Genomic DNA, 25679 nt, shown 5'->3' with positions numbered 1-25679 from the left:
AGCCTTATAACTCTGTTGGCTCACTAAACCCTTGTTGTTTACGCACCTCGAGTGCCTCAAGTGAACTTTTAGCGATATGTTTTAATTCATCTTTTAATTCGAAGGCATCACTTTGTCTATTATCAAGGCATAGGTGCTCAATCTTTCTTGCTAAGTTCGATAAGGTACGATTACCCAGAGCGAGTGCTGAACTGCCTAAGGTGTGTGCTTCAAATTCCAACACATCTTTATCGGAATCATCGATTGCCTGATAGATTTTGCGTAGTCTATCCTGAGACTCCTCGATGTAATGATCGATGAGTACCGGAATAACCTCGGCAGAAGTATCATCAATCATTTGTTTTATTACTTGTTCATCTACGAGTTCCAATTGCGCTGCATCCTCATACTGTGTCTTTACAGGTATAACTTTAGTTTTATATGTAACTTCCTGCTTATTCAATGGCGATGGTTGTAATTCTTGATCTACTTCTTCATCAGGAGCCTTATCTAAGAATAGATTAATTTTATCAACTAGTTGTGAAAGTCTTAGCGGTTTGGAAAGATAATCGTCCATCCCTGATGCTAAAAACTTCTCTTTGTCTCCCGCTAGGGAATGAGCGGTAAGGGCAATAATAGGGATGTTCGCTGTTGTATCATCATCAAGATCACGAATAGCGCGGCAAGCTGTCATGCCGTCCATTTGTGGCATGGAAATATCCATAAATACTAGGTCGTATTGGTATTGCTTAACCATTTCAAGCGCTTCAAGGCCATTTTCGGCAATGTCAATTTGGCTACCAACGCGTTTGAACATTTCGCGGATCACCAGTTGATTGGCTCGATTGTCTTCGGCGACGAGAATTCGGGCATCTTTGTTGATCAATTCTCGTCGAGAGTTAGTTATTGGCGAAGCGATAAGTTCATCGGTGACTTCTAAAGTAATGTCGAAAATGAAGGTACTGCCAATATCAGGCTCACTGACAACACTCACTTCACCATCCATTAAGTTACATAGACGTCGACAGATAGCGAGACCTAAGCCTGAGCCTTCTTTACTTCGAGAGTAGGTTTGATCGACCATAGTAAATTCGTCGAATAAGTAATCAATCGCATTTTGGCTAATGCCAATACCAGTATCTTGTATTTCAAATTTAATCTTGGATTTGTTCTCTTCGCATGTGTTTGCACAGACTTTAATTGTCACACTGCCTTCATGGGTAAATTTGATTGCATTGCCGATTAGGTTGAGCAATACCTGTTTGACTCGATTTTCATCGCCGTTGACCCTGCTCGGCACGCTACCTTCAATGTAGCAATGTAAGATTAGGTTTTGGTTAGTCGCCGCGGGAGAAAAGGAGTCGACAACACTTTCTACACAGTGGCGAAAGTCAAACGGCTTGTGTTCCAAGATTAGAGTGTTGGATTCCATACGAGTGAAGTCGAGGATGTCATTGATAACCGATAATAGGAAATGACCAGATTCGGTGGCCGTGCTAACCAGTTTCTGTTGCTCATTGGTCAGCTTGGTTTCTTCGAGAATATTGAGAATACCCAGAACACCATTCATAGGCGTGCGTATCTCATGGGACATTGAAGCCAAAAAACGGCTTTTTGAATCACAAGCTTGTTCGGCGCCTTCGCGCGCTGCTGTCAACGTTTGGTAATCTTTTTCAAGTTTAGCGGACATGTCATCGAAAGCTTTGGTCACTTCACCCAGTTCATCTTTAGAGTGTTGTTGCAGTTGAAAGCCTGGCCCACTCAGCCCAATGGTATTAACGGCACTGGTTAAGCGTGTTAATCCGCGGGTTAGATAGGTGCCTAACACAAACGAGACGAACGCAACGAGCAGCACTTCAACGGTCGCAATACCAATGATCGCTTTTTGCGCTTGAGCAAGCATGGCGTTAATGGGCCCTGTTTCGAAGCCAATATCAACATACGCATAGGGTAAGCCGCCATTTTCGATCGGTGTTCGTAAATCGAAAATTCCGTCGTCTACACTACCCAAAGAGCTATCACTAGACATAGCACGGGCGAGAAGATCTTTATCGCCAGCACACGCCAACTCTTTTTCGTTACGCAATACGCGAACGTAAGCAACGTCTTCTAGGGTCATGAACTCATTGACGAGATCATCTAGAGTGGCGAGGTCGGTTGAAAGGACAGCGTCTTTTGCTGCATGTGCAAACATGGTCGCACTTGAGTTAGCACGCTGAATTAATTGTTTCTCATTCGAATCGGATAAGAAACTCATAGCACTAAATACTAGTATCATTAATACGGTGATCTCGATAAGCGCTATACCTAATACGGTTTTTGAACGTAAGGTCATGATCAGATCCTTTTAGTCAAGTAAGGTAATATCGAGCGCTCTGACGTCATCCCAGTCACTGTCGTTAGCATCAACGAAGCCTTTAATATTGAGTTTTTTAAGCTGTGTTTTACCTGATGTGTTATTTTCTAAGTTTTGCAATGCCTGACGAATAGCATTGGCTTGAGAAGCCGACAAACGGGGGTGATAAGCAATTGCGTGTGGTGTATATGGCTTGGTAATCCATAAAGGAGTGAGCTGGTCACGCAATTCGTCAGGAATGGATTTAAAGGTTCTCATCACACCACCTCCGGCAGGGTAGAACCCTCTCGCGACAGACAGATAAACCGAATCATGTGATGAAACATAGTCGGGTTCAAAATCAACGCCCGCTTGGTTTAAATCGCTCTGCGTTAAGATAGTGGCAGCGAATGCCGCCGGAGAAGGAAAAGCAAGTTTCTGGCTATCAAGCTGCTGCAGCGACTCTATATTTTTGTCTTTACGTACGACAATAATCCCTTTAATACGCTTATCTTTTGCTTTCGCCATCGCTTTGTAGCCTGGGTTAGCACTAAATACTGTGTAGTGATAAGGGTTCATATAAGCGATGTCATACTCACCATTAGCGAGGCGCTGCTCGAAGGTAGGAATATCTGCAGCGGTACTGAATTCGATCTTTTGCCCAGTTTGCTCTGATAAGTAGTCCATCACAGGACCCCATTGCTCAGCCAAGCGACTCGCCGATTGCTGGGGAACAACACCAAACGTCAAGGTCTCTGCGGCAAAAGAGGTGCATGAAGCAAAAGTAATGAGGAGTAGAGTGAGCTTTTTCATAATGATTACCTATGCAGATTGGGCCAAAAATTCATTGCTAAGTATTTTTTGCGCTAAATAAGCCCGCCATTTTTGTGGTAGGAATTTAAAGCGGTCGATCTCTCTGACAATTTCTTGTCCGAGAGTTGGTTGATCTCTCATGTTGAGTACAGTGCCTAATAGCTCGACTGAGTCACTATCAAGTAATGACATGGCTCTTCTCAGTTGGCTGGAGGATGTTTTACCACCTAAAACCACTAAGGCAGTTTGATCGCAAGCACTAGCAACGACTTGAGCTGGAATGTTGCCGCGATTGACGTGAAGTAGTGGTGAGGTATCGAACACCACGCGATCGAAATGATTGAGCCATTTGTCGACCGTTCTTGTTAAGCAAGATGGATCCTTATACTCAAGTAACGCTGCTTGAGTTGTGGGGATCGTCAGTCCCGTGAACAGCTGATGCGTATCTGAGTGAGAAATAAGCGAACCGATTTGCTGCTCGGAAAGAGTCTGAGAAAAATCGACGCCTTCAAATGCGGGGTGATAAGTATTGAGATCGACGACCAATGTTTTAAGGCCAGCAAACAAGTAACGCTCTGCCAACGCGGTCACGATTGATGTTACGCCGTCACCTGATTGGCAAGCGGTCACGCATAGTGAACGACACCCGCGCATTTCAGCAGCTAGGTAAATCTGTTCGATTTCTGAGTGGGTTGCAGGAATAATCATTACAGCGCTCCTATTAGGACAATCGTGGTGGTGAGGCGAAGAATATCTTCTAAACCCACACGCGCTTTCTCTAGGAAACTTTCACTTCGGTCTGGCACATAGATGGTGTCACCAGCTCTTAAAACGGGCAGTTTGTAAATATTGGCTGTTCTACTGAAATCAACTAGGTCGAATACTCGGGCTTGGCCTTGGCAGCAAGACATGTTGACGATTGATATCTTCTCAAGATATGCACGCTCTGAAGGGCCACCGGCTTCTGCAAGTAGGTCAAGTACCGTCATATTGTCATCAAACACATAACGTCCTGGGCTATTAACCGCACCTAGCACGCGGACAGTGGACTCTTTAGAACGGTCTAACCAGATTTTATCTTTCTCAGGAATATAGATGGTGTCACCCATAGTCACGAGAGGAAGTAAGCTTTCATCACCGGTTTCAAAGTAGAGTGATAGATTGAGCTTGCTGACTTTTGAATAGCTTTTGTCGCGATGAGTGATACGGATGTTGTGGATGTCGGCATCTTTGGTTGGGCCATCTGCTGCAGACAAAATATCTAAAAAGTGCATGTCTTTAGTAAATCGATAACGGCCCGGTGCATTCACTTGGCCAAATACATAAATCGATGCATCTGAACTTTGGCGTACCCATTGCGATTTATTGTCTGATGGATCTTGAGGTAGATCGTGGACGCGAATGATTGAACCCGCGCTTATGTTTGGTAGTTCGCTGCTCTGCGCGCCGCTCAGAATGAATTCATCGAGATTAAAAATGTGGAGCTGATTTCCATGGGTGACCACTTCGATTTTTGATGTGTCTGCTCGAAGTGTTGGGCCGCCAACATGAGCGAGAAGGTCCATAAGATCCATTTCATCAGACCATTCCACACGGCCGGGGCGAACTACTTCACCAATCACACTCACTGCGCGGTTAGGTGCGATTTTTAGCCAAGACTTTTCGTTCATGTCTGTTTTTTCAGGCACGAAGATCGCATCACCGGGGCCAATAGAAGGTGGGTTGCTGCGAGTTAAACCTTCAGTGAACGCAGTTAAATCGAACTTAACTACACGGCCATTTGCTTTGATGACGCGAATTTGGCGTGATTCGGCGTAACGTGTAGGGCCACCGGCGTTAGCGAGTATGTCCATGAATGAAGCATTGTTCTTGCCTTCATAGGCGCCTGGGTGGGCGACTTCACCCATGATGTAAACGACATTAGCACCAGCTTTGATCTCGTCTTCTTGCTTTGGAACAAAAATCGTTGTGCCCGGTGTCAGTGTCGGAAGGAGTGAAACATCGCCGCTATCTAAATAGGCTTTTAGATTAAACAGCTTAGGTGCGTTATTTGAGATTACGCGAATCTGTTCTACCGATGCGTAGCGAGTAACACCACCGGCACGCATAATCACATCAACCAGATCAGTGTTGTCTTTGTAGCTAAATGAGCCGGGTGCGTTTACCTCACCAAAAACTTTAATCGCGGTACGAGCGTCGGCACTATCACCTGCGTTGGCAAGCTTATTGGCGTCGAATTCTTGTTCAATATTACCCACCAATGGCGAAGCAGGGACGAAAATGGTGTCTAATGATTTCAGTGAAGGCAGAAGGGCTTCATTACCTGTATCTAGGAACGATTTGTAGTTAAACGTAACTTTTTCTGAGCCGCGTTTGATAAACAGGTTATTTAGCTGCGCACCAGCACGAAGTCCACCTGCCGCATGAAGGGCCATTTGAATATCGGCACTTTTGGCTAGCGTATATTCACCAGGAGAGTTCACATAACCTTGTACTGAGACAAGGATCTGTTGCTCTGCAATATAGACAGTGGCTGACGAAAGATCGCGATAGACTTTCTCTAGTGCTTCTTTAACTGCGACATCCAGTTGTTGCTCGCTGTAACCCGCAACATAGAGAGCGCCCACTTCAGGTAGGGTAATTCGACCACGCTTATCAACTTGGAAGCCTTTGTTTAACGTTGATTCGCCAGGTAAGTTTACTTGGATTAAGTCACCGATTTGCACGCGTTCTTCATTCGCGTAAGCACAGGTAAGCGTAACGGACAGTAATGCCGCGACGATATAGTTAGTCCATTTCATGGTAGCCTCCTTGCATGTGCATCGCCGTTTTCTCTTCGGTGTCTATGACTTCAATACTCACTCTTCGATTTGTTAAGCGAACACCGTCAGAGTCGCCTTCATACAAAGGCAGTGTGTCACCAACAGACTTGGTTTGGATTCGGCTTGGAGAAAGACCAAATATGGTGAGGTAGCGTTTAACTTGCTGCGCACGGCCCATTGCAAGCTCTTGGTTGTAGCTTACATCGCCAACAGAGTCAGCATGGCCTGTTACGGCTAGATGAAACTGCGGGTGTTCTTTAAGAATGTTCGATGCTTGAGCTAGGTGACCCATGTATTTCGGATTTATTTCGGTTGAGTTGAAAGCGAACTGATTGTCGACATTAAGCAAGTTGTATAACTCGTCGATGGTCGCTAAGCGTCGTTGGAATGAGCGTTCATTCGTTGGCGGTAAACATTTTGATTGTGATGTGACGTAATCTAGCTGAAGCTCTAGCTCATTCAGTCTGTTTCTTTGAATAACGAGGTCATTGGCTGCATCTAACAGTAATCCGCCTTCAAGTTCACGCGCGATACGGTTTTGTTTTTCTAGTGCTTGCACAACGGCTGCGGGAAAACACCAACGTGCGCCTTCACGAATTAACGTATCCAATTGGAGCTTCGCGAGTTGCCAGTCAAAGCGTAGACCGTGCTCTGGCCCTAATGGCTCATCAGGCATCACCGGAGTGAAGGAGGACTGAATATAGTTTTCAGCGATGCCTCCTCGTCCTTCTTCCGGATAGCTACTACACCCAATTAGGCTTAGAGTGGTCGCAGCTAGGGCTATGTAGTGTGTAAATGTATTCATGCCAACGTCCTTTGTTAGTGCTTTAGTTTGCTAAAGCTTTATTGTTTTAATGAGTTTGAGAGTTAACAGGGATTGCTTGGTCAATGCGTAAAAGGTTCATAATCTCAAGCGGTTGGCCTGAAACGTTTTCAATACGCATATTGCGTTGACGCTCTACAAGACGTTTGTACAGATAAACAATGGCGCCAACACCTGACGAATCAAGAAACTGAACTTGGCTGAAATCGATTTCGATATCACGCTGTGCATCGTCTGCGATGATTTCATCAATGTGAGGCTGTGCGAAACGGCTGCCGTCTGCGTCTAGGTTACCGTTGATGATTAATGTGGTAATCGTGTCGTTTGCTTCGATTTTACGTAGTTCCATGATGCTATCTCCGTGTTAGGTTGAAGTAACTAGAGCAGATAGCATGCCAAGGTTTAATGTCTTTAAATTCAAAGAGTTACCTTAGTGGTTGCTGGGATTTTCAAAATGAGAAAGCGTTTTCTCAATTTGACAATCAAAGTTTCTAACTCGATTTATCGCGGCACGGCCGATGTAACTCACAGTTCTATCAACAGATACTGTTCAAGATATGTATCGGATGATTCATCGTCGAGCATTGAACATTGCGTATCATCGGAAGGAAAATAGCCTCATCAAATGTGTACGAGGACAGTAAATGGAATTACGCCTTTCAGCAGTAGCGATAGGGCTACTCGTTTCTACCTTGGCTGATGCAACCACGACTCAGGATACAGAAGCGCTTATTCCTGTGATGCTGGCGACAAGCTACCACAGTGATATCGTGATAGAGGAGTACTGGAAGAGTGAAAAATTGGATGGTATCCGAGCGGTTTGGGATGGCCAGCAATTAAAAACTCGTAATGGACACCCGATTCATGCACCGCGTTGGTTTACCGACCCGCTACCTAAATATGCTTTGGAAGGGGAACTATGGGCAGGCAGAGGAAACTTCTCACTTGTTCAGCAAACGGTTCTCGATCAAACACCGAATGAGGAAGCGTGGAAACAGATCGAGTACATGTTGTTTGATATTCCACACTCCGCTGGAGACTATCAAAAACGGTATTTTGGCCTTGTTCACCTTGTCCACACACTGCAAATCGATCACCTCAAATATGTCGAACATACGCCAATTTCGTCTCAAGCTGAGCTGTTTAGTTATCTAGACAGTGTCGATAGCGCCAAAGGCGAAGGTCTGATGCTGCGTAAAATCACCAGTCGATACCAAGCAGGAAGGAGCAGCGATTTACTCAAATTGAAAAAGCACCAAGATGCAGAAGCGATTGTTGTTGGCTATAAGGTTGGTAATGGTAAGTACAAAGGCATGATGGGCGCATTGTTAGTGCAGCTCGACAGTGGTCTTCAATTCTATATTGGTAGTGGTTTTTCTGATGAATTACGCAGAAACCCACCAGTGATAGGAACCAAGGTGACCTACAGGTATAACGGTTACACAAGCAACGGGGTACCTAAGTTTGCCCGCTATGTTCGCGAACGTGTAGAGCAATGATGACATAAAAAAGGGTCGAATAAATCGACCCTTTTTTGTTATTTAGAAGCCAGCTCCAACTGTTTTTCGTCGCTGAGCTTATGCATCCAGTGTAGGCGTAGACCTAACATGATAGCGGCAGAGGATAGGCCGATAATAAAGCCAAGCCAGAAGCCTTGAGCGCCCATCGGTTCGACAACCCAGTCGGTCATTGCAAGAATATAGCCAATTGGTAGGCCAAGTACCCAGTATGCAATGAATGTTCGGTTAAATATTGCAGCCATATCTTTGTAGCCGCGTAGAGCGCCAGCTGCAACGACCTGAACAGCATCGGTGATTTGATAGATAGCGGCAAACAGTAGTAGGTGCAATGCTAGTTCAATTACAGCGCGGTTGTCAGTATATAGCAGGGCAATTTGTTCTCTGAAAGCAACAGTGGCCAATGCCGTCATTGACGCTAAAACGACCGCAACAATAAGACCAACGTGTGACGCAATGCGTGCGCCTTCAACGTTTTCTTCCCCCAGGCGATGACCGACACGGATACTTGTCGCGGCGCCGATACTCATCGGTAACATAAACACCAGTGACGAGAAGTTAATCGCGACTTGGTGAGCCGCCACAACAAGCGAACCGAGTGGTGCAACAAGTAATGCCACTACGGCAAACAGTGTTACTTCAAAAAACATTGCGGCTGCAACAGGGAAGCCGAGCTTTAACAGTCTGAGTAAAGCGCCAGTATCAGGTTTGTGGAAGGTCTTAAATACTTCTACTTTCGCTAGACGATCAGACGTTAGTACGTACAGCAGTAGCAACGCAAACATGATCCAGTAAACAATCGCGGTTGCGACACCACAACCAACGCCACCTAACGCTGGTGCGCCGAATTTGCCGTAAACGAATATCCAGTTAAGAGGGATATTGATCAGTAAGCCGATAAATCCGATCACCATTGCAGGTTTTGTTAATGACATACCATCAGTCAAACTGCGCAGAGCTTGGAATAATAAGAAAGCAGGAACGGCATAAATCACCGCATGCATATAGCCGATGGTTTTGTCTGCCATCAGTTGTTCAACATCCATCAGTCCCAAGATGAATTTTGTTTGTAGCAAAACTAAAGAGATTGGCACAGAAACGAGTAGTGCCATCGCAATGCCTTGTTGGATCTCGAAAGAGATCTTTTTCTGGCGACCAGAACCATTAAGCTGTGCGACGACTGGAACTAGCGCCATTAGCAAACCAACGCCAAACAAAATAGAAGGCAGCCAAATGCTTGCTGCGATCGAAACTGCGGCCATGTCGGTTGCACTCACGCCACCGGCCATAACCGTATCGACAAAGCCCATGCCTGTTTGCGCGACAGATGCGATCAGTACAGGTGTAGCGAGCTTTATCAAGGTATTTGCTTCAGTTTTATAACGATGCAAAGGAGAACTCCAAACTAGGTAATCGAGAATAAGACTAGGGGAAAAGAGACGGAAAGCCTTACTCTCATCAAAGAGAAAATGATTGTGTGCGATGATAAAGAAATGTCACACTAAGCGCTAATAAAAACTAACGGTAACGGACAATGTTTACTGGAATTGTGCAAGGAATGGCAGAAGTTGTTGCCATTAAGAAGAAAGATAAATTTCAAACCCATACAGTAAAGTTAACAGATGAGATGAATCATGGCTTAGCCATTGGCGCTTCCGTTGCTCATAATGGTTGCTGTTTAACGGTGACCCGCATAGAAGATGATTTAATCGACTTCGATTTAATGCAAGCAACGCTGGCATTGACCAACCTTGGATCTCTAACAGAAGGCGATTCTGTCAATATAGAGAGAGCGGCGAAGTTTGGTGACGAAATTGGCGGTCACTCTATGTCTGGGCATATTAGTTTAGTCGGTGAAGTTGTTGAAGTGATTGATTCACCAAACAACCGCACGATCTGGTTTGAGATTCCAGAAGATAAAATTAAGTATGTGTTAGCGAAAGGCTATATCGGCTTAGATGGTTGTTCTCTCACGATTGGTGAGGTCGAACAAAATCGTTTTTCTGTTCATCTTATCCCTGAAACGCTAGAACGCACTCTTTTCGGTGTGCGTAAAGTCGGCGATAAGATTAATGTTGAGTTTGATCCTCAAACTCAAGCGATAGTTGATACTGTCGAGCGCGTGTTAGCGAATAAAAACCTAGCTTAGTACTCAAAATAAAAATAGGTAGCTGTTTATGGCAGCTACCTATTACTTCGGTGGATAAGAACACGTTAATTGTGCGTAATTGACGGATGTGAAGTTGGCTAACTAGAAAATTTGTTCGTCATCGGCATCAATGAGAAGGTCGATCTGATCCATTTGTTCATTGACTGTCATCGTTAAGTGAATGGCGTGACAACATGCTGGACAATCATCATAGAAATTTTGATTGCCATTGGATGCATCTAACGTGATACCTATAGTGTGTCCGCAATGAGGGCAGGAAACCATTTTTTCAGTGTAATTACGCATAACTCTATTCCTTACATCTTTATACCATCTCTAGAGAAACCAGTTTTTGAGAAACTCCCTGTCGACATAGTAATAATATGCTCAGAAGTTAGTGTTAGACCTGAATTAAGTGCAAAAGTTGATAGAGCTAAAGAAATAAAAATTTGGCCCTTATTAAGGTCACCAAAGAACAGGCTCCAGTTTGACAATTACAAGATTCTAAACATCTAACTCATTGTAAGGTAAGAAATATTTACAATTAATATAATAAAATCTGTTTTATTAGTTTCTGTGATTGATCTAGGTAGTGTCCACCAAACTGATTGTAGTGGTTAAGCAGATGGTAAAGGTTGTAGATGTCTTTACGCTCACTGTAACCTAAATCGAGTGGAGCGACACTTTCATAGCCTTGATAGAATTCAGCTTGGAATCCTTCGAACAGCTCGGTCATGGCAATATCACACTCGCGGTCACCCCAGTAACAGGCAGGGTCGTAGCACAAAGCGCCAAACACTGAGTTGGCGACGTTACCATGCCATAAATCTCCATGGAGTAGGGCAGGTTTAGGCTGGTGGTTGGCTAAGCGGTTTTGCACCAGTTGGGTGAATTCATTAATATCAACAAGATTAATGCCTTTCTCACGCAACAGTTGAAGCTGCCATCCGATACGCTGCTCAGCAAAAAAGCGCGCCCATTTTCGGTCCCACTTATTAGGCTGTAAGGTAGCGCCGATATAGTTATCTTGATCGAGCCCGTACTCTTTTTGCTCTCCCCATTGATGGAGGCGAGCGAGCTGCTGACCAAAGGAAAAACTATTCTTACTGTCATCAAGCGGTTTAGTAGGTAGGTAGTTTAGTACGATGAATGAATGATCTTTCGATGTCCCTGTAAGGACAAGCTCAGGAACAAATACTGTCCGGCTATCGTGCAATAGACGGATATTCTCTGCTTCAATTTCAAATTTAGGTAAGAAGTCACGTCTATTTACCTTAACGAAATAGCGCTGCTCACCATCCGAAATCATATAGCAATCATTAATATCTCCCCCATGGACTTTCGTTTTTTCTTTAATTTCATAAGAAAACAATAAAACCTCAGATAACTGTTTAGAGATGGCTTGCCACATAACATATCCTGCGTCCGGTTCGATATAATTACAGTGTAGAATATGCTGATTGTGAATTCTGATTCATAGTGCAAAAAATTCAACGATTTACCGAATTTGTACAGCGCATTAGTGAAAGTGTGATTTATGTCAGGACATTAACTAGAGTCGTTATTTATTGTTGCCTGACAGGTTCGCCTTGTACTCGTTCTCAATTTACTATTTAAATTGATATGCGGTATATTGAGTCGAGTGAGGAATTTATCAGCAACTGATTCGGTGTGAGTTGTGTATTCTTATTGATATGTCTTACTATTACTAGGATGGAACTCGCCGAGTTCGCAATTTTGGAGATAAACAGTGGTTGTAGAAACCGATGGTTACTTAGCTCTTATCGAGCACTTAGCTTTTAATCTAGACGTATTTGCTTCCGATGACGGAGATACGGGCTCAGAAAGTGTAGAAGATGTTGTAACCGACATGGTCGCAAGTAATATTATGGCCATATTCGAACAAAACCCAGAACTCCATTCGAGTGTTCGCTTCCAGTTACTCAAAGAAGCTGACTCAGTTGTAGAAGATCTTGGAGAAGTATTAGCTGGTGTTTGGACAAAGCCTGCAACTAATGAGCAAATAGGATTTCTTGACGAGTATATCGCGCTGTTAAAAAACTTATTTGATTCTGCGGTAGCTAAGTACGACTAAATTCGCATTTGACCTAGTTTGCTTGTGGTGAATAAGCAACGCGTCGAACGTGCCAATATTTCGAAGCCCAATAAGGGTTATCTAACCTTGAAATAATCACACCTTTTGAGGTTGAGGCATGCATAAATTGTTTATTGCCTAGATAAACGCCCACATGACGGGTTTTGGGGGCCGTTTTGAAAAAGACGAGATCCCCAATCTCTGCATCTTCATATTCTATTTCCTGACCGACTTCTACTTGTGCCAGTGTTGTGCGTGGGATCTTTAGCCCTAGCGCATCTTCATATGCCGTTTGCACGAATGCAGAACAGTCGACACCATTTAGTGTTGTGCCTCCCAAACGGTAAGGGGCACCTTGCCATACCTTATAAACATCTAAGAAAGAGCTTTTGACGTTTGCTTGCTCAATCGTAATAGGCTTCGCTTCTATCTGAGCACTCTCAAAATCTGGGCTGCTTGAACAGCCAACCAAAAGTGAAGTAGCCAGCAGCAATTTACCTGTGAGTACAAAGCGCAGTCTGTCCTTAATGCCTAGTTCTGTGCCATTGAACTGTAACAAACGAGTCATAGTATCCCTTCTATCATGTATTCGTATTAGGACTTTCTTCTGCATGGAAGCGTTGAAAAAAGGTAAGCTGTCGTTAGTGCAAACGATAAGCGCTGTGTTTATAGCCATTACAATAATGGTCATTTTGCTTGCTGTCACCAGTATTAAGGGTATAGATCGGGTTGAACGAGAGTTTTCTCGTTTGTCAGACCAAGCACTACCTTTAGCGATGACAAATGCAGACTTGATGCAAACCATATTGGAGCAATCAAAGCAGCTTAGTTATAGTACTCAAGCGACTACTTATCAGCAGCTCGATGCGTTGGTACCACAAATCGAACGCTTACAAGAGCAAAATATCCAGTCATCTAACCAAGTGTTGCAGTTGTCCGCCCAATTCGGTCAAGCGATCTCCTCAACAGAATTAAAACAGCTTTCTCAGCAAGTGGTTTCATTAAACCAATTAACTAGCTCAGTTATCAATACTCAGCGAGATATTTTGTTGCTTCAGCAGGATATTGACTCAGAACTCGAAGCTTTCCGCTATGGGCTTGGTTCTGCAGGTCCAGAAATGAGCCGTATTAGTGCCTTTTTAGTCGGTGATAATCCTGAATCGGCCGATGCGGCGAATCGATTCATCGCTAATGTCAGTGCAATGGAAAGTGGTTTTGTTCAATTGTTGATGGAGCAAGACCGCGAGCAAGCGATCAAAGAATACAAACAACTTAAGAATCGACTTGCTGGCGTAGAGCTTGCGTATGATGACTTTAAACAGTGGCACCCTGATGTAACCGAGTTCAGTAGCTTGACCTCTGCGTACGAGATGGTTCTTGTGGGTTTTAAGCCGAATGCGATTGTAGACAAAATTCTGCAAAAGCTAAAAATCGCGCACAAGCAAGGAGAGCAGGTCGTTCAAGTGGTGATGGTTGCTGATACGACGGTTGAACAGCTCAACACAATATCTGCAAGCGCAAAGGTGTTGATTGATAATGGCCAAGGGGTTGTAACGACAACGATTGAGCGCATAACAACGACTTTATTCACTAGTAGTGGGGTGATGGTCCTGCTGGTGCTTGTTGCTGGCGTCGTTCTGCGAGTTTGGATTAACCGCAGCTTAAATAACATCTTGTCTTGCGTGACTAATATGACCGAGCACGACCTTACCTCAACTGCGCGGTTGATTGGCCCACGTGAACTGCACGATGTTTCGATAAAGCTAAACAGCTTAGCGACGACGACTCAAGACTCAATTGCCCGCGTTACCAGCAATTGTGAAACGCTGTATCAAGCAGCAGAAGTTAGTCATTGCGCTGCTTCACAATCGAATCGCAGTCTTTCGCTACAAAATGAATCGCTCGCGACCATGGTTAACGCAGTTAATCAGCTAGATACGTCAATTCGTCAAATAGCCCAAGTGACTAACGAGTCATATCAAGATTCTGAGCATGCCTCTCAGCACTCGAACAAGGGAGTCGAGGCAATAGAGCAAAACCAAATAAGGCTAAAAGCATTGGCTGAGTCTCTAAATGCCAATGAAGCGTCAATGTTGCAACTCGATAAACGCGTTAATCAAATCAGTGAAATGGTTGATTTGATCTCTGGTATCGCGGAAAACACCAATTTACTTGCGCTCAACGCCGCGATTGAAGCTGCGCGAGCAGGTGAACAAGGACGAGGATTTGCGGTTGTAGCAGATGAAGTAAGAAAACTTGCTAGTGATACTTCAGCCCAAACGACCAATATAAGAGCAAGGATGGATCAACTAGTTGTCGCCGCTCAAGCTTCAAAGAGTGCGGTTGAAGAATCACGTATAGAAATGACTAATGCCTTAACATCAAGTGAGATGGTTAAAGAAACTTTTGCCCACATTGAATCGTCAGTTGGGCATATTCGTGCCAGAGCCGAGCAGGTGTCTATAGCGACGAAAGAACAACAAAGCGCAACGGCCAACGTAAGCGAAGCGATTACACGAGTTACTAAGCAAGGTGAGCAGACACAAGAGCAGCTAGAGTCTATGGTTGAAAGCTCGCAACAAGTCGCAAGCATTGCCGAGCAACAACAGGCTATGCTACACAAGTACGTGATCTAATCATTGCGAAATGGTTGAGTAAGCATTTTGTCTATCCGCTGTTCCTGACTACGTTGGAATAGCGGTATTCCAATCAATACCTTATCGTGCCCGGCTATAGGCTGAGCGCGATAAGTACCAAACCATCTGTCCCACACTGATAAAAAGAAACCAAAGTTCGAATGCGTTTCTTTGGCGACCACTGAGTGGTGGACTCGGTGCATATCTGGCGTAACAACGACTTTTCTTAATATCCTGTCGAGCTTTAGTGGCAGGTAAGCATTACTGTGGTTGAACATAGCGCTGGCGTTTAGCACGATTTCGAAGATGATGACTGCAAGCGGGGGAACACCTAACACAAGGATCAAACCAATTTTAATCCACATTGACAGTATAATTTCGATGGGATGGAAACGGCTCCCAGTGGTAACATCAATATCTTGATCGGCATGGTGCATACGGTGCAAACGCCACAGCAAGGGAATTCGATGAAATACCCTATGTTGAAGGTAAATAGCGAAATCCATCAGCAAGACAGAAAAGGCGATGACCGCTGCGTAAGGAGCGAACTCGATAGTGTTAAATAGCCCAAGTTGCTGTTGCTGGGCATAAACCGCAGACTCATAAGCGAGGATAGGCATCAGTAGCGTTAAACAGACTGAGTTAAAAGCAACTAATCCAAGGTTATTCATCCATCGATAGAGCTTACTTTGCGTTAGAGTTTTTCTTGGCACAGCCCACTCCCAGACAGCGCATAAGCAGAGCACACCGATAAAAAAGCTTAAACGAATCAATTCTGGGTTCTGCATTCTTACTAATCCTTGCAACTGAAAAATGGGAGGGTACACTTGCTGCCCCTGTTTATTATCTACGATACGCCATGAGAATCCACGCCTTTCATCACTTGTATCAGCAACGCCTAGAGCGTTCAACTAAGCCATTCAACGCACGCGGGAGTAAAGTCTCTCGTTGTCAGTACTGCCAAGTCTCACAAAAAGACTGCCTTTGTCAGTATCAGCCGGACATTGAGAGTGATTTAGCTGTGATGCTGCTGATGTCGGAAAATGAAGTGTTTAAGCCTAGTAATACTGGTCGATTGATTCTCGACACGGTTAAAGAAGGCTACGCATTTCAATGGAGTCGCACGGAACCTAAACAGGCGATGTTGGATCTGTTAGAGAACCCTGACTATCAACCGATCGTTGTCTTCCCTGACGAATATGTTGAAGACAAGAGTAGGTTACTGTTTAGTGAAACAAAGCCGCTAGAGTCAGCGAAAAAGCCGCTACTTATTTTCTTAGATGGCAGCTGGCGTGAAGCAAGACGTATTTTCAAAAAATCGCCTTATTTAGATTCATTACCGGTGCTATCAATCAGCCCGACAGAAGTTTCACAATATATGATGAGACGTTCTGAGAATGTACAGCATCTCGCGACAGCAGAAGTAGCGATCTTAGTGTTTAAAGAACTCGGGCAGTTAAACGCCTCTGAGACTCTATCGAGTTGGTTTAATGTTTTTAGAGAGTCGTACATGAACAGCAAAACGCGTAACAAGCCTGATGAATCTAGACCAGCTCTGAAACAATTCTTAGCGCAGTTCGGAAACGAGAAATCACTCTAATATTTGCGCTTTGGTTGGATAGAGAGTGTTCACTTAACTCTGTCTCACAGTTAAACCGGTTCTAAATCACAGTTTGTAGGCGTAGCAATATGGATAATGGCAAAATTAGTAATTTTATGAATATTGTCTGGGAGAGATGAAATGTACTACGGCTTTGACGTTGGTGGCACTAAGATTGAATTTGGTGCGTTTAACGATAAGTTGGAAAGAGTCGCAACTGAGCGTACTCCAACACCAACCGAAGACTATGAGCAATTAGTGGAAACCATCGCTGGGTTAGTTAATAAATATGACCAAGAGTTTGGCTGCGAAGGTAAAATTGGCTTAGGTCTACCAGGTATGGAAGATGCCGATGATGGTACAGTTCTGACGGTTAATGTTCCGGCAGCAAAAGGCAAGCCGTTACGTGCAGACCTTGAAGCGAAAATTGGTCGCAGTGTTAAAATTGAAAACGATGCGAACTGTTTTGCTCTATCTGAAGCGTGGGATGACGAGCTAAAAGATCAGCCATCCGTTATGGGCCTTATTCTAGGCACTGGTTTTGGCGGTGGTTTGATTTACGATGGTGCGGTTTTCTCGGGTCGTAACCACGTTGCAGGTGAGATTGGCCACACTCGTTTACCTTTGGATGCTTGGTTCCACTTAGGTGAGAACGCGCCTCTACTTGGCTGTGGATGTGGCAAAAAAGGTTGCCTAGATAGCTATCTTTCTGGCCGTGGCTTTGAGCTAATCTACTCGCACTACTTCGGTGAAGAGAAGAAAGCGATTGAGATCATCAACGCGTACAAAGAGGGTGAAGCGCAAGCAGTAGAGCACGTTGAGCGTTTCATGGAGCTGTTGGCGATTTGCTTTGCTAATATCTTTACTGCTAACGACCCACATGTAGTTGCACTTGGCGGTGGCTTATCAAACTTCGAACTTATCTACGAAGAGATGCCAAAGCGTGTACCTAAGTATCTACTGTCAGTGGCTAAATGCCCTAAGATCGTCAAAGCGAAGCACGGTGATTCAGGCGGTGTTCGCGGCGCGGCATTCTTGAATATCAAGTAATTGAAATAAAAAAGAGCTTGTTACGGCAAGCTCTTTTTTTGTGGTTAATCACGAGTGGTTAGCAACTGTGCTCACTGTATTTTTCTAACAACGTCATTGCTTTATCGAAAGGAACGGGTTTACTAATGTAGTAACCTTGGATGTAACGGCACCCCATCGACTCTAGCAGTTCTAACTGCTGTTTAGTTTCAACGCCTTCAGCAATCACATCTAGCCCCAACTGACTCGCCAGCATATTGACTGACTCTACGAGTACGGCGTTGTTCTTATCACTTTCAATATCACGGATAAACGATCGATCAATTTTTAATAGGTCGACAGTATTCTTCATCAAGTTAGAAAATGACGCAAAGCCAGTACCGAAGTCATCCAGCGCTAATTTAAGCCCACGCTTTCTTAAACTCGCCAATAACTCCTGTACTTGGGGCTTATCTTCAAGCGGGATCGATTCAGTGATTTCGATAATGACATCTTGGGTCGTTAAGCCTGATTGGTCTAACTGGTTCAGGATAGAGCAGTTATCGATATTCTCATTGAGTAGCTCTTCAATTGAGCGGTTGACTGATATCGCTATCGACTCAAATCCTAATGCTCTCATCGACAGTATATCCTGACACACATTCTTAAGGATCAAGTTACCTAATTGAGAGATATAGCCGAGCTCTTCTGCAATTGGAATAAATTCAAATGGAGAAATGTTTTGATTGCCTTCGCTCCAGCGTGCGAGGGCTTCAAACTTAACGATGGTTCGAGTTTGTAAGTCATAAATAGGTTGATACTCGACATGCAAGCGCTCTTCATCTAACGCTTGTTTGAGCATGATGCCTAGTTGATGCTTGCGCTCAACGCATTGCTCTAAGTAGTCTGAGTATCTAACTGTACCAGGCGTCAGTTGGGATTTAGCTTCTTCAAGCGCGTAATACGCTTTCGTCAAAGGGTGCGTATCGCTGGTGGACTCAATCGGAATGGAATAGCCCATATTAACGGCCAAACTCATGCTCTTGCCATCAATAGAAAACTCTTCTTCGACCGTTGCACGGATAGTTGAGATAAGCTGATCTATATCGGAAACGTTTGCTAAATTCCACGCGAGAGCAAACTGATCCGCGCCATAGCGACAGATATTCACTTTTTCTTCATTGTAATTGGTGTAAAGAACCTGACCTACATAGCTAAGCACCTTATTACCAAACTCTTCACCGTAGAGGTTATTTATCTCAGAGAAGCGACTAATGTCGACGAATAGCACCACAAGGTCAGGGTGGTCTTCGAGCATCTGAATAAACTTGGTACGTGTCATCAAGCCAGTGAAGTCTTGCTTGTTCCTATACTTGAGTAGCTCGTTTTCAATCGACTTTTTGTAACTTAGGTCATCAAAAATGGCGATGTAATTTTGAATGTCTCCTTTGCGTCCTCTAACCACGTGAATAGAGAGTTGCTCAGGGTAAATAGCGCCTGATTTGGTTTTGTTCCACACTTCACCAGACCAACGATCACTTGATTCTATTGACTGCCACATGGCCTTGTAGAATTTGCGGTCATGAATGTCAGAGCTGAAAGTCGATGGAGGCTGGTTATACATCTCCTTCAGAGTGTAGCCAGTAATTTCTTCAGCTTTCGAGTTCATGTTTAAGATGAGATTGTTAGCGTCGGTCAGAATAACGCCGCTACTGGATAGCTCAATGACACGCTGAGCGATGAGATGATCATTTACAAGTTCAGAGATGTCCGAAATATTTCGAATGTTCCCTTCTATTCGGCTTAATGCACCATTGGGGTGAAAATGCTTGCTGTAGGTGATCTCCAAATCAAGATTAGACTTGGACTCTTCACTGTGAATGATCGTTGTTGTCACTTGGTCATGTACGCAATCGGTAGTCAAAAGCTTGTTGTATTGCTCACATGACTTAAATACGTAGTGATTGAAAAACTCGTAAAACGATAGCGTGGTATCCGGAGCTAAGTTAAACATCACATTTAAGTTGGAAGAGTATTTAAACTTATCTTTCTCTGGGTCCCAACGCCATGAACAAGACTGAGTAATTTGCTCTGAACGTTGTAATTGGCGGAGAAGGGTGTTCTTTTGCCGAGTTAACCGATGCTGAAGGATAGATTTTCCGACCAAAAAACCGACCGTAAGTAGCCAATCTTCATCGAGAGAATCCACCGTGAGGTTATCGTCAAATAGCAGCGCCAGTACGCCAACAATGGTTCCGTCGGTAGATTGCAGCGGTATTCCAACATAACTTTCCGCGTTTAAGTGTTGCAACGCAATATCGTCTGGAAAACGTTGTTGAATTTGAGAAGGGTATGCACACATACCTTTATCATTCAGAACTTGTTCGCAGGGGCTTCCAGCTAAGCTGTAGGAAATGTTTTGCGCCTTTTCACCGTTAACTAAGTAGTGAATGGTATTCGACATTTTAGTTTGTAAATCGTATTCGGCGATCAGGCAGTGAGTTGGTTGGTAACGTGAATAAACTTCTTTAAGGCAGCGGGCGTATAGCTCGTCTTCATTGTGAGCGAAGATAACTTCCTTGATGAGGGCGTCCATCGAAAGCTAGATTCCTATTGATTAATTATTATTAGAAAAGAATATGACTCTTTGTTTATAGGATACCAGTTTGGTATAGGGAGTGCGTTGATCGCGATAACAATAATGAAATGATGAATACAAATGAGTGTTACAGTTTACTAACAAACAAAATGGGCCAGTTGATAATACTGGCCCATGTGATTTTATTTGTTTTTCTTACCGACGCCCAAGTTCTCTTTCTGAGCTAGGGTGATCTTACCGAATCCTAATTTTCTGAAGTGATTGTCGCGATAATTACGCATCGATTTGGTATCCGATATTGCTTCAATCTGCTGCTCCATCTTTAGATATTCTGAAATATCAATACCTTCCGCTTCAGCCACCGCTTCATGAATATTACGGTGTTGTTGGTAAGAAAACGTAAGCGTTTTGTCTTCGTTTTTGTAGGTATAAAGAATTGTACGAGCCATAAGTGATTCCAAGTAAGTAAAACAAAAGGCCAGAAAACTGGCCTTATACTTTGAAGGTTAGATTCTGCCTTGAAGTGGGATGATTGTCACGCTTTCTCCCACCTTAACCGTGTCAACAGCAGGAGAAATTTCAATTAAGCAGTTTGCTTCACTCATAGAGCGAAGAATTCCCGAACCTTGTTTACCTGTCGTTCTTACGGTGAGCTGACCACGTGAGTCAAGTTCATATACACCACGACTGAATTCAGTACGTCCTTGGCGAGAGCGTAGATTCTCTGTCGCAACGGCATTTACTTTCAGTGGTTGCCAATCGACTTCACCTTGCATCTTACGTAATGCTGGCTCAACGAAGTTGATGAAGGAAACCATTACAGCAACAGGGTTACCCGGAAGACCGAAGAACGGCTTATTGTTGATTTGGCCAAAGGCGAGTGGGCGGCCTGGTCGCATGTTAATACGCCAAAAATCGATTTGCCCAAGCTTGTCCAGTGCCAGCTTAATGTAATCCGCATCACCGACTGAAACACCGCCTGAAGTCATCACTACATCAGCATTTTGTGAGGCTTCTTCGAGTGCCTGAATCATCAGATCTTCGTTATCTCCGATAATGCCGTAATCGAGAATCTCACAGCCAAGCGCTTTTAGCATACCTATGATGGTAAAGCGGTTTGAATCATAGATAGAGTTTTCTTTCTGTTCGGTGCCCGGAGCTTGTACTTCATCGCCAGTAGAAAATACCGCGACTTTTAGTGTGCGGAAAACCGTGCACTCACCAAAGCCCAGTGACGCTAACATGCCCATTTCTGGTGACGCGAGACGCTGACCCTGACTGAATACAGCAGCGCCCATTGCTAAGTCTTCACCCGCTTGACGGACATTTTGTCCCACCTTGATATCGGCGTTAAATTTGACAATGTCACCTTGCTGTGATGATTGTTCACGCATGATTACGGTATCAGCGCCAACCGGAGTAGGTGCCCCCGTCATGATTTTTACCGCTTGACCTGCAAGCAGAGGCGCATTGTGTGCGTAACCTGCCATTACTTCGCCCACGACTTGATATTCAGCAAGGCCGATATCTTCACCGCGGATGGCATACCCATCCATAGCAGAGTTGGTGTATTGAGGGACGTTAACTGGGGAGATGACATCATCCGATAACACGCGACATGACGCATCGAACATCGCACATGCTTCGGTACCTTCGACACAGTTTACCATCGAAAGGATCTTTTCCTGACCTTGCGTGACTGATAAAAATGCCGGAGATAAGGTATCGCAGCACGCACCTTCAGGCTTTGTCTCAACAGGGTTTGCTTGACGATTTACGTAATCCACAACGAAGGCACTGATCGCATCCAGATCATTGATGTTCATTTGTGGTAGCTCTGAATCCGTTACTTCGGTATCTGCTGCGATAGCAACAATGTTGTCGTCGCTAGGGTAGAGCCAAGGTTTACCGACGACTTCTCTATGAAGTTCAATTTTTGGAAACGCAATATTTTTACAGCCTTCAACAAGAATAACGTCGAGCTTGTCGGTATCAAATCTTGTTAGCAGGTATTCAAATTCTGATTCCGCTTCTGGCGTTTCTGTCATCAGAGCAAAGCGGTTACGTGATGAGATCAGCATTTGTGAAGCCCCAGCTTTTCTTAAGCGGTAGCTATCTTTGCCTTCTTTATCGACATCAAAATTATGGTGAGCATGCTTTAGCATACCAATGCGCAAACCCGCTTCAGTCAGTTTTGGCAGAAGAGCTTCTAAAAGGGTTGTTTTCCCAGTACCTGAGTACGCGGCAAAACCTAAAATTGGGATAGGTAATTGAAAATTCATTAATTAATCGTACCAAATTGCGCCAACTCTTCTGGCGTGTTTAAGTTAACAAAGCATTGAGGAGAGTCGCTAAAATCGACGTATTTAGTATTGCATTCGTTGTAAAGTAAGATGATCTTACGATCGCCTCGCTCTAAGAATGCCGTCAATCTATCTAGCACGGATTTGTGGTAAAGGGTGAAAACAGGCTGTTGGTGATCGCCGTCATGAGCGACCAAAATCTCGCTCTCATCATTCACTTCACGACAAAAACGTTCAACGATGTCGTTACTGATAAGAGGGCTATCGCATGGAACGAAACCAACCCAGTCGGTTTTAGCATTAACTAGCCCAGCATGTATGCCACCCATAGGGCCAGGGAACTGTTCAAACTGATCACAAAACACTTCACCATACTGTTGGTAGGTATCAAGGTTTCGATTAGCGTTGATTAGGATTTGGGATGTTTGAGATGAGAGGCGTTCAATCACATGCTCAATTAATGGCTTATCGTTTAGTTGAACGAGGCCTTTATCTTGGCCTCCCATTCGGCTTGCTTGCCCACCAGCTAAAATTACCCAGCTAGTTTGCTTTGGAAGAAGCATAAGTTTTATCTAACTCTTTATCTGAAATTACTTGTAGCAGTGGAGACTCTATCAAAGTTGTCTCTTTTATCCACCATTGTTTACGGCATAAATCGGTTAATGCGTTTTGCTGGTGACTCGTAATAACCAGACTAGAGCCACGATCGATGAGATCTTGGGCCATAATCACTAGACGTTCAATCGACTCTTGATCGAGTGAAGCGCTAGGTTCATCCATCAGTAGAATCGAAGGCTTAAGAATCCAGGCACGCGCCATTGCGACTCTTTGCTTCTCACCACCAGACAAAACGGAAATATGTTCATCCGCTAATGTTTCTAAGCCTACCATGCGTAGGGCAGTGATAACTTGAGCTCGCTTATCTTTTACTTCTTCTTTTTGATAGCGAATGCCATAAACAACGTTCTCATAAACCGTGCCGTCAAACAAATAAGGCGATTGATGCAGATAGATAACGTCTTTTCGGCCTGTGCGCGGAAATAGACGATGTAGCCAAGTGTCGTTTGGCGCAACCACATTACCTGTAGTGGGTTTGATTAACCCAGAGAGGATCTTAAGCAGGGTTGTTTTACCGACACCGTTATCGCCTTTTAGATAGATAGCATCATTTGGCCCGATAGAAAGTGTTGGTATATGGAATAGCACGCGTTCTTTGAAACGCATAGAGAGTTGCTGTGCGGTAATTTTTATTGTCATTTAGGGCCTAGCTCCTTAAGTAACCTTTACCGCGCATACTGGTGAGCATGAAGTTCAAGACCAGTGCGAGAGTAAGTAACACAATGCCGAGCGCGACACCTTGTGCAAATGCACCTTTATGGCTCTCCATTGCGATTGCAGTTGGAATGTTACGAGTAATTCCCATGATGTTACCACCCACCATAGTAGAACAGCCGACTTCAGTAACAATACGAGAAAAAGCAGCAATAGCGGCAGCAAGAAGAGGGAAGCGAGTTTCCCAAATCATGGTTGCTACAATGCGCGGAATAGACGCCCCGAGTGTGATGGACGTTTCAACCGCACGGCGATCGCTCGATTGCAATGCGCCATGCATCATTGAAACTAACACGGGGAAGCCTATGAGCATTTGACCTACGATCATTGCCTTTTGCGTAAATAGCATTTGCCAGTCTCCAAGCGGACCTGAACGTGACAGCATCATATACAGGAGAAGGCCGATAACGACCGTTGGGATGGCTTGCAAAGTATTCACCAGTGATAGCAGTAACCATTTGCCTCTGAAGTTGGTGTACGCGAGGACAAACGATAACAAAATCGCTGGAAGTAAAACGATCGAAATTGCAGATAGTGACACGCTAAAGGAGACCGCAACGATCTCCCAAAGCTCAGTATCAAAACTCACTAATAGCGTGAGCGCATCTAAGGTGGTTTGCCATAGGCTCATAGAGGGTTATTTCTCGTTCGCGTTTGCGACAAACAACTGCTTGCCGTGTAACTTGAACTTATTGATCAGATCTTGGCCGCGAGGGTTTACCAACCAATCACTGAACTCTTTTGCACCTTGGTAGTTGATGCTTGGATAACGTTCCGGATTAACAAGGATAACTTGGTATGGGTTAAACAACTGCTTGTCACCTTGGAATAAGATCTCTAGATCAAGCTTGTTGTTGTATGCCAACCATGTACCACGGTCAGTCATGGTGTAGCCTTGCATTTCGTTCGCCATGTTGAGCGTTGGGCCCATACCTTGACCTACGCTGCGGTAGCCACCGAAGTTAGGTTCGATTTTGGTTTGTTCCCAGATGCCTTTTTCTTTCTTATGTGTACCAGAGTCGTCACCACGAGACACAAAAGTCACATTGCTATTTGCGATACTCTCAAATACATGAGCAACGTCTTTCTGAGCAGTAACTTTCGCTGGATCGTCATGTGGTCCAACGATAACAAAGTCGTTGTACATCAGTTTTCTTGGCAGAACGCCGTAGCCATTCTCAACAAAGTTAGCTTCTGCTTTTGGCGCATGTGTCATCACAAGATCCACATCGCCATTTTGTCCCATCTTAAGAGATTTACCTGTACCGGCGGCGATTACATCTACCTTGTAACCAGTATCTTTTTCAAATTCAGGGAGAAGATAGTCTAAAAGGCCTGAGTGGTAGGTACTGGTTGTAGTAGCGAGTCGGACGTGTGTGTTGTCGCCTGCTGCTGAAGCGGAATAACTAACCAAGGCCAAAGACGCTGTCGCTAGAGTAAAAGTGATTGCTTTCATGTTGTTTTTATCCGTTTTTTATTTGATTTCGGCTTTCCATTCTGAAATGTATAAAACCAATACCACCAGTCAGTGTTATAAACTGGCACGCATATAAAGCAATCTTAATGCCAAAACTTTGTGACTATTTTCAAATGTAATTTCAATGACTTAGCATATTAAAATTTGATCTGGGACAAAATGTCTCACATTCGCAGAGTTGTTGCCGAATA

The 25679-nt window shown here is 44.2% G+C and carries 24 protein-coding genes; 6 read left to right on the top strand and 18 right to left on the bottom strand.

What is annotated here, in order from left to right:
* Nucleotides 1-4: 4 nt before the first annotated feature.
* From ACHUFZ_RS01315 to ACHUFZ_RS01290, 6 genes are read right to left on the bottom strand one after another with little or no spacing between them, the layout of a single operon-like run.
* Nucleotides 5-2314 (bottom strand): response regulator, encoded by a 2310-nt coding sequence (locus ACHUFZ_RS01315; protein WP_394125527.1) that lies wholly within the window; start codon nucleotides 2312-2314, stop codon nucleotides 5-7.
* 12 nt (nucleotides 2315-2326) lie between these two features.
* Complete coding sequence (locus tag ACHUFZ_RS01310; protein ID WP_394125526.1) at nucleotides 2327-3127, bottom strand: phosphate/phosphite/phosphonate ABC transporter substrate-binding protein; 801 nt, start codon at nucleotides 3125-3127, stop codon at nucleotides 2327-2329.
* Nucleotides 3128-3136: 9 nt separating this feature from the next.
* Nucleotides 3137-3835: a P-loop NTPase family protein gene (locus tag ACHUFZ_RS01305; RefSeq protein ID WP_394125525.1), complete on the bottom strand. Its 699-nt coding sequence runs from the start codon at nucleotides 3833-3835 to the stop codon at nucleotides 3137-3139.
* Nucleotides 3835-5928 (bottom strand): SLBB domain-containing protein, encoded by a 2094-nt coding sequence (locus tag ACHUFZ_RS01300; RefSeq protein WP_134834796.1) that lies wholly within the window; start codon nucleotides 5926-5928, stop codon nucleotides 3835-3837. Before ACHUFZ_RS01300 ends, ACHUFZ_RS01305 begins: the two co-directional genes overlap by 1 nt.
* Nucleotides 5915-6754 (bottom strand): OmpA family protein, encoded by an 840-nt coding sequence (locus ACHUFZ_RS01295; RefSeq protein ID WP_134834795.1) that lies wholly within the window; start codon nucleotides 6752-6754, stop codon nucleotides 5915-5917. The genes ACHUFZ_RS01300 and ACHUFZ_RS01295 overlap by 14 nt, the downstream gene beginning before the upstream one ends.
* Nucleotides 6755-6800: 46 nt before the next feature.
* Nucleotides 6801-7121: an STAS domain-containing protein gene (locus tag ACHUFZ_RS01290; RefSeq protein ID WP_134834794.1), complete on the bottom strand. Its 321-nt coding sequence runs from the start codon at nucleotides 7119-7121 to the stop codon at nucleotides 6801-6803.
* Nucleotides 7122-7416: 295 nt separating this feature from the next.
* Here ACHUFZ_RS01290 and ACHUFZ_RS01285 point away from each other — a divergent pair, with 295 nt between their 5' ends.
* Nucleotides 7417-8271: a DNA ligase gene (locus ACHUFZ_RS01285; protein ID WP_394125524.1), complete on the top strand. Its 855-nt coding sequence runs from the start codon at nucleotides 7417-7419 to the stop codon at nucleotides 8269-8271.
* A 38-nt stretch (nucleotides 8272-8309) separates the two neighbouring features.
* Here the strand turns inward: ACHUFZ_RS01285 and ACHUFZ_RS01280 are convergent, their stop codons facing one another.
* Nucleotides 8310-9680, bottom strand: coding sequence for an MATE family efflux transporter (locus ACHUFZ_RS01280; RefSeq protein ID WP_394125523.1), 1371 nt, complete (start codon nucleotides 9678-9680; stop codon nucleotides 8310-8312).
* Between the two features lie 143 nt (nucleotides 9681-9823).
* Here ACHUFZ_RS01280 and ACHUFZ_RS01275 point away from each other — a divergent pair, with 143 nt between their 5' ends.
* Complete coding sequence (locus tag ACHUFZ_RS01275; protein WP_394125522.1) at nucleotides 9824-10438, top strand: riboflavin synthase subunit alpha; 615 nt, start codon at nucleotides 9824-9826, stop codon at nucleotides 10436-10438.
* 102 nt (nucleotides 10439-10540) lie between these two features.
* Here the strand turns inward: ACHUFZ_RS01275 and ACHUFZ_RS01270 are convergent, their stop codons facing one another.
* Nucleotides 10541-10744 (bottom strand): CPXCG motif-containing cysteine-rich protein, encoded by a 204-nt coding sequence (locus ACHUFZ_RS01270; RefSeq protein WP_394125521.1) that lies wholly within the window; start codon nucleotides 10742-10744, stop codon nucleotides 10541-10543.
* 238 nt (nucleotides 10745-10982) lie between these two features.
* Complete coding sequence (locus tag ACHUFZ_RS01265) at nucleotides 10983-11849, bottom strand: fructosamine kinase family protein (protein ID WP_394125520.1); 867 nt, start codon at nucleotides 11847-11849, stop codon at nucleotides 10983-10985.
* A 339-nt stretch (nucleotides 11850-12188) separates the two neighbouring features.
* Between ACHUFZ_RS01265 and ACHUFZ_RS01260 the strand changes: the two genes are divergently transcribed.
* Nucleotides 12189-12533, top strand: a complete 345-nt coding sequence (locus ACHUFZ_RS01260) for a DUF3802 family protein (protein ID WP_004414118.1) — start codon at nucleotides 12189-12191, stop codon at nucleotides 12531-12533.
* A gap of 13 nt (nucleotides 12534-12546) precedes the next feature.
* On the opposite strand, the gene ACHUFZ_RS01255 is transcribed toward ACHUFZ_RS01260, so the two are convergent.
* Nucleotides 12547-13101: an NlpC/P60 family protein gene (locus tag ACHUFZ_RS01255; RefSeq protein WP_394125519.1), complete on the bottom strand. Its 555-nt coding sequence runs from the start codon at nucleotides 13099-13101 to the stop codon at nucleotides 12547-12549.
* 43 nt (nucleotides 13102-13144) lie between these two features.
* Between ACHUFZ_RS01255 and ACHUFZ_RS01250 the strand changes: the two genes are divergently transcribed.
* The gene (locus tag ACHUFZ_RS01250; protein ID WP_394125518.1) at nucleotides 13145-15169 is read left to right on the top strand and encodes a methyl-accepting chemotaxis protein; all 2025 of its coding nucleotides are present in this window, start codon (nucleotides 13145-13147) and stop codon (nucleotides 15167-15169) included.
* Here ACHUFZ_RS01250 and ACHUFZ_RS01245 read toward each other — a convergent pair.
* Complete coding sequence (locus ACHUFZ_RS01245; RefSeq protein ID WP_394125517.1) at nucleotides 15166-15957, bottom strand: sterol desaturase family protein; 792 nt, start codon at nucleotides 15955-15957, stop codon at nucleotides 15166-15168. The genes ACHUFZ_RS01250 and ACHUFZ_RS01245 overlap by 4 nt on opposite strands.
* Before the next feature lie 71 nt (nucleotides 15958-16028).
* Between ACHUFZ_RS01245 and ACHUFZ_RS01240 the strand changes: the two genes are divergently transcribed.
* Both ACHUFZ_RS01240 and nagK read left to right on the top strand, forming a co-directional pair.
* The gene (locus ACHUFZ_RS01240; protein WP_394125516.1) at nucleotides 16029-16769 is read left to right on the top strand and encodes a tRNA-uridine aminocarboxypropyltransferase; all 741 of its coding nucleotides are present in this window, start codon (nucleotides 16029-16031) and stop codon (nucleotides 16767-16769) included.
* Between the two features lie 141 nt (nucleotides 16770-16910).
* Nucleotides 16911-17819, top strand: coding sequence for an N-acetylglucosamine kinase (nagK, locus tag ACHUFZ_RS01235; RefSeq protein ID WP_134834785.1), 909 nt, complete (start codon nucleotides 16911-16913; stop codon nucleotides 17817-17819).
* Between the two features lie 58 nt (nucleotides 17820-17877).
* Here nagK and ACHUFZ_RS01230 read toward each other — a convergent pair whose 3' ends face one another.
* The 7 genes from ACHUFZ_RS01230 to ACHUFZ_RS01200 form a co-directional block, all read right to left on the bottom strand.
* Nucleotides 17878-20373, bottom strand: a complete 2496-nt coding sequence (locus tag ACHUFZ_RS01230; RefSeq protein ID WP_394125515.1) for a sensor domain-containing phosphodiesterase — start codon at nucleotides 20371-20373, stop codon at nucleotides 17878-17880.
* A gap of 185 nt (nucleotides 20374-20558) precedes the next feature.
* The gene (locus tag ACHUFZ_RS01225; protein WP_053441289.1) at nucleotides 20559-20825 is read right to left on the bottom strand and encodes a DUF2960 domain-containing protein; all 267 of its coding nucleotides are present in this window, start codon (nucleotides 20823-20825) and stop codon (nucleotides 20559-20561) included.
* Between the two features lie 57 nt (nucleotides 20826-20882).
* Nucleotides 20883-22658 (bottom strand): bifunctional molybdopterin-guanine dinucleotide biosynthesis adaptor protein MobB/molybdopterin molybdotransferase MoeA, encoded by a 1776-nt coding sequence (locus tag ACHUFZ_RS01220; protein ID WP_394125514.1) that lies wholly within the window; start codon nucleotides 22656-22658, stop codon nucleotides 20883-20885.
* Nucleotides 22658-23242 (bottom strand): molybdenum cofactor guanylyltransferase MobA, encoded by a 585-nt coding sequence (gene mobA / locus ACHUFZ_RS01215; RefSeq protein WP_134834781.1) that lies wholly within the window; start codon nucleotides 23240-23242, stop codon nucleotides 22658-22660. Before mobA ends, ACHUFZ_RS01220 begins: the two co-directional genes overlap by 1 nt.
* The gene (locus tag ACHUFZ_RS01210) at nucleotides 23220-23936 is read right to left on the bottom strand and encodes an energy-coupling factor ABC transporter ATP-binding protein (protein WP_394125513.1); all 717 of its coding nucleotides are present in this window, start codon (nucleotides 23934-23936) and stop codon (nucleotides 23220-23222) included. The genes mobA and ACHUFZ_RS01210 overlap by 23 nt, the downstream gene beginning before the upstream one ends.
* Before the next feature lie 7 nt (nucleotides 23937-23943).
* A complete protein-coding gene (locus ACHUFZ_RS01205; protein WP_004414099.1) occupies nucleotides 23944-24642 on the bottom strand; it encodes an ABC transporter permease in 699 nt (232 codons plus the stop codon).
* A gap of 6 nt (nucleotides 24643-24648) precedes the next feature.
* Nucleotides 24649-25467, bottom strand: coding sequence for an ABC transporter substrate-binding protein (locus ACHUFZ_RS01200; protein ID WP_394125512.1), 819 nt, complete (start codon nucleotides 25465-25467; stop codon nucleotides 24649-24651).
* Nucleotides 25468-25679 lie beyond the last annotated feature (212 nt).

Origin of the sequence: Vibrio hepatarius, assembly GCF_043642085.1 — a bacterium.
Lineage (GTDB): Bacteria > Pseudomonadota > Gammaproteobacteria > Enterobacterales > Vibrionaceae > Vibrio > Vibrio hepatarius_C.
The sequence above is the reverse complement of the archived record's forward strand: the minus strand, read 5'-3'. Positions and strand labels throughout refer to the sequence as shown.